The sequence below is a fragment of the Calothrix sp. PCC 7507 genome (genome assembly GCF_000316575.1).
Classification (GTDB): domain Bacteria; phylum Cyanobacteriota; class Cyanobacteriia; order Cyanobacteriales; family Nostocaceae; genus Fortiea.
Window position 1 is genome coordinate 6217046 of record NC_019682.1, and the last position, 12837, is coordinate 6229882.

Sequence of the window (12837 nt, forward strand, 5' to 3'; positions counted from 1 at the left end):
CTTAAAGAGTGTCTAGCGGACAAAACCTATGGTAGACACAAAGATATTCATTGTAGAAGATGAGATTTTAGTTGCTAGAGAAATTGAAGGGTATCTCGGTAAGTTAGGATACAGTGTTGTTGGCATTGCAGCGAGTGCGGAAACTGCCCTAAAGCAAATTGCTGAAATTCAGCCCGATTTAGTTTTAGTCGATATTGTTCTCAAGGGAGAACAGGATGGTGTTTCTGTCGCCAAGCAGGTATGCGATCGCTTTCACATTCCAGTTATCTATCTCACTGCTTATGTAGATGCTCCGACCCTTGAGCGGGCAAAACGCACGTATCCTTTTGGCTATATCCTTAAACCATTTAACCAGAATGCTTTAAAAGCCAACATTGAAATTGCTGTGGCGAGACATCACGCAGAATTAGCGGAAAAAAGTGCAATCATCGATAGCACAAACTCCCGTTCCTTTGATTATCTTTCCATCCTCTCCCACGAACTCCGTAATCCCATCTCAGTCATCCAACTTTCGACCATCATGCTAGGAGATAGTCGTTACCCCATTGATGAAGCAAAGAAACAGCAACTACTTGGGCGCATCCAATCTTCAACTGAGCGGATGAATCAATTAATTGAAGACGTGTTAATGATGGGAGAGACAAACCATGATACAACTTTGTTTAATCCGGAAATCACTGATATTGTCGAGTTCTGCCGCACATTAATCGAACCTTGGCAATGTCACCCAGATAGACAGCACAATATCACTTTTGCTTACAACCCTGACCATATCTACGCCAGTGTCGATCAAAAGCTGCTTTGGCATCTCCTCAATAATCTCGTCAGCAATGCCATCAAGTATTCACCGGATGCCAATCCGATTCAGATCCGGCTTTATGGTACAGATGAAGCCATTTATTTTGAAATTCAGGATCAGGGGATTGGCATTTTACAAGAAGATATAGAGTATCTGTTTCAGCCATTTCAGCGTGGCAGGAATGTAGGTAAGCTGCGAGGAACAGGATTGGGTTTGGCGATCGCCAAACGAGCCGCAGAACTCCACAAAGGAGAAATTACAGTTGATAGTCAGGTGGGTTGTGGGTCAACGTTCATTGTCAAACTACCACAAGTAAATCCAGTGTGGCGATCGCTATAGCAATGACTGGCTTTTCTCACCGCTAGATACACTTTATACAAATTAAAAGAGCATAGACGAGTATTTTTTCTGAGGAACCGCACCTTCAATTCCTTCAACATACCAATCCATCACTAGTTGTTTGGGATCTTCGAGTACTTTCCCCTTTGGTACTCGCACCAACCCCTGCTGGTCTTTTATTGGCCCATCAAAAGGATGGCTAATACCCTGAATAAACTCCTCACGCTTGGCGTTGATTAATTGTTGCACCTCGGCAGGAATTACTTGATTCATTGGGGAAATATCTACCATTCCTTTGGCAATACCATCCCACGTCGCTTGTGATTTCCATGTGCCGTTGATAACCGCCAAAGCTGTATCTGTATAAAATTTACCCCACCTATTAATTGCTGCCGTCAGGTGTGCTTTGGTAGCAAACTTGCTCATATCAGTGTTGTAACCAAAAGCATAAATGCCTTTTTCTTCTGCCAATTGCACAGATGCAGTAGAATCAGTATGTTGTGTTAGCACATCTGCACCTAAATTGATTAAAGCCTGTGCTGCTTCCCTTTCCTTAACCGGATTATACCAATTCTGCACCCAAAGTACTTGAACTTTTGCCTCGGGATTTGTTGTTCGTAATCCTTGGGTAAACGCACCTATCCCACGAATAACTTCAGGAATTGGGAATGTCCCGATAAAACCAATAATGTTGGATTTTGTCATTTTGCCGGCAATCATCCCGGTTAAATATCGAGTTTCTTCAAAGCGTCCTAAATAAGTGCCAACATTGGCAGCCCGCTTATATCCCGTACAATTTTCAAAGATGACATGAGGAAATTCCTGGGCTATTTTTATTGTCGGGTTCATGTAGCCAAAGGAAGTTGTAAAAATCAACTTGTTACCGTCTAATGCTAGTTGACGAATTACCCTTTCTGCCTCGGTGTCTGTGTTGACGTTTTCCAGAAAGGTAGTTTTGACCTTATCTTGCAGATAGGCTTCCATTTCTCTGCGACCTAAATCATGGGAGTAAACCCAACCAAAATCATCAACAGAACTAATGTAAACAAATCCCACTTTTAGAGGTTCACTCGCCACCACAGGCGATATTGTGGGAGATGCCTCAATCTGTGAACTAGGTTTTCTGGCTGAAACACAGTTGGACAAGGCTAAATTAGACCCTGCTAAAGTTGCATACTTTAGAAAATTCCGACGATCCATTTTTATTGACTTGGTTTACTCACTGTAAAAAGTTATTTGATTGTTGGTAGCGACAAACACATTTTAGCATCGCCTATATGGCCTGATTTTAGCTCTTTATTTTTGCTGTCAACGTCCTGAAAAATAAATAAGATTTTGGTGGAAAAAAGTTTATTTGAAATTCAGCGCTTTCAGACACAGCAGATCAAGCAAATCTAAATGTAGCAAAAGGTACTCGATTCTACAATTGTAGATACAGTAAAATTTGCTAATATCTCAACCAAAATACATTAAACTTATACCAATGACATATACACCTAAGATTCTGGCCTTTGCTGGCAGTACCCGCACAGATTCCTACAACAAAAAATTGGTTAAAATTGCTGCTGCTGGTGCTAAAGCAGCTGGTGCAGAGGTAACTTATATAGACCTGCGCGATTTACCTCTACCTCTTTATGATCAAGACTTGGAAGATAGAGAAGGAACACCAGCAAACGCGCAGGCGTTTAAGGATTTGCTAATTTCTCACCAAGGGTTACTGATTGCTTCGCCTGAATACAATAGTTCCATTACAGCAGTTCTCAAGAATGCCATTGACTGGGCATCTCGTCCATCGCCCAATGAACCCCCATTAGCTGCTTTTGCAGGTAAAGTGGCTGCTATTATGAGCGCTTCACCAGGAAATCTGGGTGGACTGCGGGGATTGGTTCACTTGCGCTCTATCCTAGGAAATATTCAGGTTCTGGTACTTCCCGCGCAAATAGCTGTGCCACAAGTTTACGAAGCCTTGAATATTGATGGTACATTGAAAGATGCAAAACAACAGAAATCTGTTGAGCAGCTTGGTGAGAGTGTCGCAACAATATTGGTGAAGCTAAACTATAGTGGTTTTTAGTTGTTGACTCCTTTAGCTTTGGTGTATTTCACTCATCTAAGAATCGCTACAAATCTTTTAGTTGTTGATGAGATAACGCGCTCCTAAAAGATTCGGGTTTTGGTGGGCAATGCCTAGGCTGTTGACCCTGAGGGTTTTCAGCCCAAAATGCATCATACAAAATAATAGTCGTAGTTAACGTTCTCATCAGGGCACGGCAGTGCCGATGCCCCTACGGTGAAAAGTGCTGAGTTCCGAGTGCTGAGTGCTGAGTTAAAAATACCACCCACGTCCCTTGCGCGTCTCCGACAGGAGAGGGGTGGGGTATCAACCTTCTCCCGATTAAAAGATTCCGCCCACACGGGGCAGGGCATTAACCATAGTGCAAAAGTACTCAGTACTTAAATTTACTCAGGACTCAGGACTCAGCACTCAGTACTGAGTGTGGTAAACACAAAAATTGCATGATGATTTTTAGCTAATTTCGTACAAAGTCAACACCCTAGGCAATGCCCACCCTACAAAGACTTAGCTTTGTTCAAAAATCCAATATGATTCCTATACCAATCTTTTAGTTGTTGATGAGATAACGCGCTCCTAAAAGTAACAAAAAGATGCCATATAGCTTCTTCATCGTTTCGCTACTAATAAATGGCTGATTCGCAAACAATGCCCCAAATAAATTGCCTACTATTAAACCAGCGGCAATAAGCACGGCATACTTGATGTTGAGATTGCCATTACGATAGTAAACTGCTGCTCCTAAAATACCAATTGGTAAGATTTGGGCGGCAATGGAAGTACCTGTAGCAAACTTTTGATCTAGACCCATAAATAGCACCATTGCTGGTACCATAATTGCACCACCACCAATCCCAAACATACCACCAGCTACACCTGCCACGAGACCGATGAGCAACATTTGGATGACTATATTTGACATGATAAAATTGTCAGTTTCTTGATAAGTTATAAACTTATTTTATTGGACAACATAAAAGAAGATGAGCGATCGCCCTCCAAACCTGATTATTTCTAATCTGGAAACCAACTGGAGATTCAAATGACCCTAGCAACGATAGCAACACTACCAAAAGAATCACCCCTTCTGTTTGAGGGAATGACCTGGAGAGAGTTCAAAGCAGTTGAGCAATTGTTAGACCGTCCAGGATATCGGCTCTCTTTTTTGGATGGAATTCTGGAGATACGACGAATGCCTGGAGAACCCCATGAAACCGTTAAAGAAAGGCTTGGTGCTTTGTTGGAGCTTTACCTGCTGATGGCAGGGTTTGACTTTACTCCCACTGGCTCAATGACGCTGGAAAGCGAAACTGTCGCCGTCAAGCGAGAGGCAGATAAATCTTATAAACTTGCTCCTGGTAGAATACTACCCGATCTGGCGATCGAGGTGGTGTTTTCTAGTGGCGGCATCAACAAGCTGGACGCATACAAGCGGCTGAAAATCAAGGAAGTGTGGTTCTGGGAAGATGGCGTTTTAGAAGTCTATCATCTGCGGGGAGAGAGCAATACACTTCACTATGAGAAGATTTCTAGTAGTGAGGAAGTGAAAGGAATCGATCTGGATTTGTTGTTGCGTTGTATCAATATGGTGAATCACGTAGAAGCGATCAAGACTTTTCAACAGGCACTCCATAAATAAGCGATCGCCCCCTCAGGTTCTTGCCCCAAATTGCCAACGCAAAGGTGTAGAATTTCAACTTTCCCACACTTGCTAAAAGTTGTGCTGCTGTCAATTGCGATCGTGGGGATTAGGTGTCGAAAGTTTAATCAGCTCAGAAAAACGTGAATACTTAACCGCATCGGTAGGAGGATAATCTGCTGACACGGCAAGTAACCCAATTTTTAGATCCTCGAAATAAATCACACCTCCAATACGTCCTTTCACTTGGAAAGGTCCATGAAATAACCGATACTTTGCAATGTAGATCAGGAAAAAACCAGTAATTTTTATTGCCTCGCCAAACATTTGCTGGCAAGTTTTGTGAAGAATAGCATCTAGGTATTGATTATGAGCCGGCTCACCCAGATCAGTGAATTCCGGATGATCTGCAAAATGATCCATATAAAACAACCAGATATCGGAAAGGTCTGTTTCATTGGTCAGTTTTTGCTTGAGTTCCTGCAATCGGTCGATTTCCATAGTGTGGATATTGATGAGATGGGGCGAGCAGACAACACTGTTAAAAATTTACCACAGCGATCGCTCACTCCCAGAAATGGGACTGGAGAATTGATTCACCACTAATCACCGACTCATTGCAAAAATCTGTTCAGCTGTTAGGGGAATGTTAGGAAACAATCTAGAATCAATTTGATCCTGTCCGCGAAACACCTTTGGAGGTAAATACTCTGCATCTTCAAGTTGGTAAATTGTAATAGTTGGTTGCTTGGGAGAGCCAATGAACCGAATCCCACCAAAAGCAGCATAATCCACGATTATGTACTCGGAAACGCCCAAGTCCTCATATTCAGCAAGTTTTGTCAGATAGTCGTCCTTCCAGTTGTTGCTAACGACCTCAATGATTCCGGGTGGTGGAATATATGCAGCAGCAGAACTAGAGCTAGTTTTCATCCGTTGCCATTCTTCCTGAGCAAATATGACAATATCTGCTTTTCGGCTTTTTTCCTTTTCTCCTGGTGCTATCTTCAGCCGCACCTGCTTGGACTGTCGCGACACATAAGGCAGGTCATTTTCTTGGCAGTGATTTTCGAGGTAGGCACACAGCCTCTGGATCAAATCCTCATGATTGGCATTTGGTTCTGATAATGGCACAGGAATTCCATCCCATAGCTCAAACTCTCTGCCTGAGCCATCGTCCCAGGCAAGAAACTCTGTAAAAGTCAATGGTTGTGTGACGGTTGCGTACATCGCTCTCGCTCCATTGCTGACGGTACTTCACTCAATGCTACCAAGATGTACAGCGAAGCAATTTGATCATTATTGATTCTCAAATATCGATTTTAAATTACGTCTGCCGCTAACAACCCTGACAATTTCAATACCATTGTTCATATTTTGATAAGATATTATATAACCATCTAGTGGAATACCTCGTAAGCCAGGACGTAAGGTTTCATATTGTCTTCCCATTTGAGGAAAGCTAGCAAGTTATTTGCATTTTTGATGAAACTCTTTCAGCAATCGTTCCCCAGTTTCAACATTTTCGGCTGCGAAGTATTCAGAAATTTCTCGCAAATCACGAGAAGCAGGTAATGAAATAATATACTGACTCATTTATCAGACTCTCTAACCTGTTGTAAATTTGCCAACAGTTGATTAACAAAAGTCTCACCGTCAATTCCCTCACCACGCTCTAATGATGCTATCCCTTCATCAACAAGAATACGAGCTTCATCAAGCCATATTTGATCCGATAGGTTTTCTTGTTCTAATAGGGATAATGCAGCTTGAATCACTTCGCCTATATTGTGAAATTTGCCTGTGGCTAGTAAATTTTGAATGATTTGTTCCTGTTCTGAAGTTAGTATAATACTCATATTTGCTCTACCTAGCTTCTTCTATGATACAGCTATAAAAAAAGGGTGAAGGAGATGAAATTTTCTTTTTCTCCTTACCCCGTTCTCAAAAGATTTAGCAAGTGTGTGGTGATTACCGCTTCCCTAAGCTACTACACTAACTGATTGACGATCGCACTCACATCAACGGCTAACTTTTGCCCCAATTTCAACAAGTTAGGACATTTATTCGTATCTTGATCGTGATCAAGAGTGGTGAAACACATCGACGCTATTTGATTGTGTAAACCGCTGAAATATAGTTCTTGGGAGCGGTGCAGGGAAATGCCGAGATTTAGTTGATATCCGACATCAATCAACTTTTCTAAGCGTTGGATATCTGCATCTACGGTGCCGTTGGGATCGTGTAACAATTGCCAGATTGATCGCACAATTAACTGTTCCAATATCTGCCTACCTTCCGGAATATTCAGCCGACAACGCAGATGCTTGGCTTCTGTGGCGATCGCTTCTAATTCTACTATGTGATTCCAACTTGTTTGTGGTTCTGTGATATCTTGCTCCAGCGATCGCAACGTCATCATACAGCGATACCCCAACGCAATCTCGGCGGCTACCTGCAATTCTTGGGGTACAGTTAGTTCATCGCGGTGGAACGCCATAATCACGCCGTAATTATCGCGGTAGGCTTGAGTATAAAGCTGATTCAAGCGAGTCAGTGTTTCTTGACTCAACAACTGCATGATCCGGTGACGTTCTTCCGCAAATAGATCCTGCAAATTGAAAGCTTCTTCTCTAAATAGCTGCGTCATCACCAAGATAGTATGAGCCGCACTAGCCTGTTGCAGCGCTGTAAACAGCTTTTCTTTGATTTCGCTGTAGTCACGCCGCCCAGAAAATTTTTGAATGCAGCAGTGGAAGTCCCAGCCTCCCAAATGCAGAACTGCAAACACCAAATGTTCACTTTCCCAGGTAATTTCTGACACTAGCTTTAAATGGCCTACCACCAGAGTCAATGATCCCATGCGTTGGAGTTGGTAATCTAACTCATTGGCGGTGTAGCAATAAACTCGCTTTTGATAAGGATGAGGCTGTTTGCTAGCAGCATCTTGGCTAGTAACAGAACTACGGTTTTCAGGTGTTTTGTGATTGGCAAACAGGGAAGTAATAGCGTAATGGGCTGCTACTTGCTGGAAACCAATTTGGGCAGTTAGCACCTGTTGGTGATAAACTTCGCCACCGTGCTTGAAGGTATCAACGTTACTGGGTGCTAAACCCAGATGTTTGACGAAGCCTTTCTCTAACTGAACACCTGCTACATCTCCCGCCAATTCCAAAGCACGGGCGGCGTAGCGGAGAATCTGTGTCCCTTCTGGGCGAGAAATTTCTTCAAAAAACCAACCGCAGCTGGTGAACATTAATAAAGCATGACGCTGCATTTCCAGCAGGCGTAAAGCGTCTACTTGTTCTGCGGCTGTGAGTTTGTGGGTTTGATGGCGAGAAAGAAACCGACTCACATTAGCGGGAGAGCGATCGCGGATTACCTGAATATACTCATCCCGTGCTTGCCAGGGATCGCCAAAAAGTTGCTTACCATATTCTTCATACACCTCAGTTAGCTGATCCCGCAGCCAATTTAAGGCATCCCGCAAGGGGCGACGCCATTTTTGATGCCAAACACCTCCTTCACCACCACAGCCGCAGTCATCCTGCCATCTATCGACACCGTGGGCGCAACTCCAGGCTGTGACTGGTTTTATTTCCACTTCCCAGGTCGGGGGGTTTAAACTGAGGTAGTGGGCAAAGTTCGTCACTGTCCAGCCGTGATTGGGAAACTCGCCAATAAAAGCATAGGCTAAAGTTTTTTCGGTGCCTTTCTTATGGTGTCCGAAGGTTTCCCCATCTGTCGCTACTGAAATCAACTGTGCTGGGCGATGATCCCCACGGACTGCAGCACCAACGCGCCCTGCGAAATGATGGGAATTATAAACAACATCACTAAAACCCATATCCCGCGAGATCGGACCATCGTAGAAGAAGATGTCGATATAGGGTTTGTCTTTTGACGAATAACTATCCGGCAAATAACAACGATAGGGGCGTGTGGGATCAATCTGACTACCGCCAACTTCGTGCCATTCGGGGTGGGGATCATCCTGAGTGGGGAAAGGACGACAACGCTGAGACTGGGATGGTGCAAGGATAATGAAGCGAATGCCTTCAGCCACCAAAGCCTCTAACGTGGCGTAGTCTACAGCCGTTTCCGCTAACCACATACCTTCGGGATCACGACCAAAACGGGAACGGAAATCTTCTACACCCCAGCGAATTTGGGTGTATTTATCGCGTTCGTTAGCCAGGGGCATGATGATGTGATTGTATACTTGGGCGATCGCATTCCCATGACCATGCAAACGTTCAGAACTCTTGGTATCGGCCTCTAAAATCCGCTGATAAACTTCCACATCGTGGCGTTCTAGCCATGACATCAGTGTAGGGCCGATATTAAAGCTCATATACTCGTAGTTGTTCACGATCCCCACTACTTCGCCCCGGTCATTTAAGATCCTGGCAAAGGCATTTGGACGATAGCATTCCCAATGAATGCGCTCATTCCAATCATGGAAAGGTGTAGCACTCGGTTGGCGTTCTATCGCATCCAGATAAGGGTTTTCCCTTGGTGGCTGGTAGAAATGACCGTGTACGGTGACAAAAACGCCAGTCTTATTGCTCAGGCGATCGCTCTCCTGAGTCTGTTTGAGATCTTGGTGTGATGTGAATGTTGAGCCAGAACTAGCTGGCAGTTCAGCAGCAGAAGTCATTGTATTTTTATCCAAAAAAAACTTGCAGTTGCGCCAAACAGCTTGTCTGTAAACCTATCTACAAGGGGTTGAACACAAAATCCGGTATTGACGACAACTATAGTAAATAAAATCAAAGTTCCCAAAAAACGGTTTTAGTGAAGCGGGAAATCTGCGTTATCGCACAGCCGTTTCCCTACAGGCATCAAATCATCAGCCGTTGTACAACGCCTTATTTTAAGGTGTTTTATTGTTGATACAGCAATAAATTTAATTCTCTTTTAATATATTAAAACGCATTTCTGGGTTAAAGTTTCGGCTTTATTTGATAGTTTTACAACAAAAGATTGCAAAACCTACGTAAATCTCAATCTTATATTACATATCTTGCGGCTGAATGAAAACCGTAAAATCCCGGAACCATTCGATCACACTGTTGAGAGTATCCTAGAGTCTGGTTGGATAGGAAGCAGGGAGCAGGGAGTCGGGGGAGATGAGGGAGACAATAACCTTGACTCTTGACTTTTGACCCTTGACCCTTAACAAATATCTAACTAGCAACGTGTGTCCATTAGTCAGGTAGACAATGTCAGTCAAAAACACTATTTTTCTCGTTTTGTTACTATTTATCCCGGTTTCCTTAGCGGCTCACTTTTTGGAGTGGGGAGAATTGATAGTTTTCATCACAGCTGGATTAGCGATTCTACCTTTAGCCGCTTGGATGGGTACAGCCACAGAAGAAATTGCTGTGGTAGTCGGGCCATCATTGGGGGGGTTATTAAATGCTACCTTTGGCAATGCTACAGAATTGATCATTGCCTTAGTTGCTCTGCAAGCTGGACTAGTAGATGTGGTCAAAGCTAGCATCACGGGATCAATTATCGGCAACTTACTATTGGTCATGGGTCTTTCGATGTTTTTGGGGGGACTACGCTACAAAGAACAAACATTTCAGTCAGTTGTGGCGCGGGTGAATGCTTCGTCGATGAATTTGGCAGTAATTGCTATTTTGTTGCCAACGGCGATGAACTACACTTCTATCGGCATTAGCCAACAAACTGTACAAAATCTTTCCCTGGCGGTGGCTGTAGTATTGATTCTGGTCTACGCGCTGACGCTACTATTTTCGATGAAAACCCACGCTTATTTATATGATGTGGGTGTGGCAGAATCAGAATCAGAGGAACCATCACATGAAAAGCCAAATCTTTGGCTGTGGAGTGGGGTGTTGCTCGTATGTACTCTTTTTGTCGCCCTAGAGTCGGAAATGCTGGTCGATTCTTTGGAAGTAGCCACATCCCAGCTAGGTTTAACATCACTGTTTACTGGGGTGATTCTTGTGCCAATTATTGGTAACGCTGCTGAACATGCGACAGCAGTCACAGTGGCGATGAAGGATAAGATGGATCTTTCTTTGTCTGTAGCTGTGGGATCGAGTATGCAAATTGCTTTATTTGTTGCTCCCGTATTAGTTATAGCAGGCTGGGTGTTTGGTCAGCCGATGGATTTAGATTTCCAGCCTTTTGAATTAGTAGCGGTAGCTGTGTCAGTGCTAATTGCCAATAGCATTAGTTCTGATGGTAAGTCTAATTGGCTAGAAGGCACATTACTATTAGCTGCTTATACAGTATTGGGGTTTGCCTTTTACTTCCATCCCGTGATTGATGGCATCGGGTAATTTATTTAGTAAAAATCTGCTTTGGAGGCGATCGCTATTTTAACCGAGAGCGATCGCTTTTTGATCTGGCATCAATTCACAGGGGCACGGCGCGAAAAGATTTTTGGTCTAACTCATACCAATGCAAATAATGTTTACGACACATTGATTGTCGTCAAGGGATCTTAAACCCCGCCCATACAATTTATTAATTGTTTTTCTGATACCACTGATTACTGATAAATCATCTAGTTTATACTTTTAAAATTTCATAAAAACCAGTTATTGTAGCGGCAATTTCTGCGACATGATCTTATAACTATAGAAATAACTATTAATCAAATATAGCCTATGAATGCACGAACTACTTCTAACCCCACCTTACCAAATCTACGTTTCGGTGATTCAGGTGATGCTGTTAGAGTCTTGCAACGATTGTTATTAAATAACCGCTACTCTGTAAAACTTGATGGGTCTTTCGGTGCTGTAACAGAGACTGCAGTTAAAGCATTTCAAAACCAGCGCAATTTATTGGCAGATGGAATAGTTGGTTCTCGCACCTGGCGTGAGTTGATACAGTAATTATCAGTGAACAGTAAACAGTTATCAGTTATCAGTAATAACGTAGATCCGGGTTTTGGTGGGCACTGCCCACCCTACTGTTCACTGATTTAATATAAATCCTATATAAAGTATAGATAAAAAAAAATAATCAATGCTTCGGTTATTAAAACCCTTGCTATTATGGCTAGAACTAGCATCACTAATCAGGAGTTAATTTGATATTTAATTATGTCCTCATACTTAATCCCTGGGGAGGAGGAAAGCAAAGCTCACAGTAAAAATTTTTGTCAGCAAAATCATACATATCTTTATCTCGTTTTTCAGTATGCAATATTCCGGACTAACAGCAATTTGGTTTGTCAAAACAAGTATGAGTGTTAGTAAAATTAACTATAATGAGTGAACTTAGCCTGCTCATGACGGGCGTTTTAAAAACAGGACAACCATCTCTGCCTAATTTGCTGGAAAAGCAACCATTTCATACCAAAAATGGTGTGCAGAATTCAATACAGAGTCATTTACCCCGGTTAGTGGTAACTGCTCAAATCACGCCACCTGAATTCATACAGACAGATAGAAGTTCCCCGGACACCTCATCAGCACTGAAACTCAACACAATCAGAAAACAACTTCCTTCTTCAAGTTACCCCGTCTTATTAGCTCAGTTTAGTGATTCCGAGAGTGTAGTGGCGGCGAGACGTAGAGCAGTCAGAATACGCTTCCAGAGGGTTAGTAGCCGACCTCTACCAGTTGTGAGCTTTGGTAGCTCAGGTGTTGCTGTGAGAGTGTTGCAACGGCTGTTAATTTCTAACGGCTATGGGATGCAAGTTGATGGGGTTTTCGGACCATTTACAGAAACTGCTGTCAAAGCCTTTCAAAATCGGCGAGATTTACTACCAGATGGAGTGGTTGGTCAGAGAACCTGGAGAGAATTGACAATTTAGTCATTGGTCGTTAGTTAGCGTGAGTTCGACGGAACCTAACCTCAACCCCTTCCCTTGTAGGTCTATCCATTAGTCACATCTTTCTTTACAATCTTGAAACTCTTGTTTTGTAGGCATCTTCAACACTAAGGTGTTTAGACTCACCCGTAGCCGTAGTAAAATCTTCATAGTTTATCCGGTGG

General features: G+C 43.0%; 14 protein-coding genes and 1 pseudogene. 7 read left to right on the forward strand and 8 right to left on the reverse strand.

The window, feature by feature from the left end; all coding sequences use genetic code 11:
* The first annotated feature begins 28 nt into the window (after positions 1-28).
* On the forward strand, positions 29-1138 hold the full coding sequence (locus CAL7507_RS26645; protein WP_015131596.1) for an ATP-binding protein: 1110 nt from the start codon (positions 29-31) through the stop codon (positions 1136-1138).
* Positions 1139-1180: 42 nt separating this feature from the next.
* Here the strand turns inward: CAL7507_RS26645 and CAL7507_RS26650 are convergent, their stop codons facing one another.
* Entirely contained in the window at positions 1181-2338 is a 1158-nt protein-coding gene (locus tag CAL7507_RS26650) for a BMP family ABC transporter substrate-binding protein (protein WP_015131597.1), read from the reverse strand.
* A 283-nt stretch (positions 2339-2621) separates the two neighbouring features.
* On the opposite strand from CAL7507_RS26650, the gene CAL7507_RS26655 reads away from it, so the two are divergent.
* Positions 2622-3212 (forward strand): NADPH-dependent FMN reductase, encoded by a 591-nt coding sequence (locus CAL7507_RS26655; protein ID WP_015131598.1) that lies wholly within the window; start codon positions 2622-2624, stop codon positions 3210-3212.
* Between the two features lie 550 nt (positions 3213-3762).
* Here CAL7507_RS26655 and CAL7507_RS26660 read toward each other — a convergent pair.
* A complete protein-coding gene (locus CAL7507_RS26660; RefSeq protein ID WP_015131599.1) occupies positions 3763-4134 on the reverse strand; it encodes a sulfite exporter TauE/SafE family protein in 372 nt (123 codons plus the stop codon).
* Positions 4135-4254: 120 nt separating this feature from the next.
* Between CAL7507_RS26660 and CAL7507_RS26665 the strand changes: the two genes are divergently transcribed.
* On the forward strand, positions 4255-4851 hold the full coding sequence (locus CAL7507_RS26665; RefSeq protein WP_015131600.1) for a Uma2 family endonuclease: 597 nt from the start codon (positions 4255-4257) through the stop codon (positions 4849-4851).
* A gap of 90 nt (positions 4852-4941) precedes the next feature.
* Here the strand turns inward: CAL7507_RS26665 and CAL7507_RS26670 are convergent, their stop codons facing one another.
* The 6 genes and pseudogenes from CAL7507_RS26670 to CAL7507_RS26685 form a co-directional block, all read right to left on the reverse strand.
* A complete protein-coding gene (locus tag CAL7507_RS26670) occupies positions 4942-5352 on the reverse strand; it encodes a hypothetical protein (protein WP_015131601.1) in 411 nt (136 codons plus the stop codon).
* A 105-nt stretch (positions 5353-5457) separates the two neighbouring features.
* Entirely contained in the window at positions 5458-6081 is a 624-nt protein-coding gene (locus tag CAL7507_RS26675) for a Uma2 family endonuclease (RefSeq protein ID WP_015131602.1), read from the reverse strand.
* Positions 6082-6150: 69 nt separating this feature from the next.
* Positions 6151-6309, reverse strand: a pseudogene (locus CAL7507_RS33255) (type II toxin-antitoxin system RelE/ParE family toxin); the annotation flags it as partial.
* Between the two features lie 12 nt (positions 6310-6321).
* Positions 6322-6447, reverse strand: coding sequence for a hypothetical protein (locus CAL7507_RS33525; RefSeq protein ID WP_255348324.1), 126 nt, complete (start codon positions 6445-6447; stop codon positions 6322-6324).
* Positions 6444-6710 carry a CopG family transcriptional regulator gene (locus tag CAL7507_RS26680; RefSeq protein WP_015131603.1) on the reverse strand — a complete coding sequence of 89 codons (267 nt, stop codon included), beginning with the start codon at positions 6708-6710 and terminating at the stop codon, positions 6444-6446. The genes CAL7507_RS33525 and CAL7507_RS26680 overlap by 4 nt, the downstream gene beginning before the upstream one ends.
* Before the next feature lie 131 nt (positions 6711-6841).
* Positions 6842-9511, reverse strand: a complete 2670-nt coding sequence (locus CAL7507_RS26685) for a DUF3536 domain-containing protein (RefSeq protein WP_015131604.1) — start codon at positions 9509-9511, stop codon at positions 6842-6844.
* Positions 9512-10076: 565 nt separating this feature from the next.
* Between CAL7507_RS26685 and cax the strand changes: the two genes are divergently transcribed.
* The 4 genes from cax (at position 10077) to CAL7507_RS26700 (ending at position 12655) form a co-directional block, all read left to right on the forward strand.
* Positions 10077-11168 carry a calcium/proton exchanger gene (gene cax, locus CAL7507_RS26690; RefSeq protein WP_015131605.1) on the forward strand — a complete coding sequence of 364 codons (1092 nt, stop codon included), beginning with the start codon at positions 10077-10079 and terminating at the stop codon, positions 11166-11168.
* Positions 11169-11189: 21 nt separating this feature from the next.
* A complete protein-coding gene (locus CAL7507_RS32500; protein WP_160166364.1) occupies positions 11190-11336 on the forward strand; it encodes a hypothetical protein in 147 nt (48 codons plus the stop codon).
* A 162-nt stretch (positions 11337-11498) separates the two neighbouring features.
* Positions 11499-11729: a peptidoglycan-binding protein gene (locus CAL7507_RS26695; protein WP_015131606.1), complete on the forward strand. Its 231-nt coding sequence runs from the start codon at positions 11499-11501 to the stop codon at positions 11727-11729.
* Between the two features lie 377 nt (positions 11730-12106).
* Positions 12107-12655: a peptidoglycan-binding protein gene (locus CAL7507_RS26700; protein WP_015131607.1), complete on the forward strand. Its 549-nt coding sequence runs from the start codon at positions 12107-12109 to the stop codon at positions 12653-12655.
* The last annotated feature ends 182 nt before the right edge of the window (positions 12656-12837 follow it).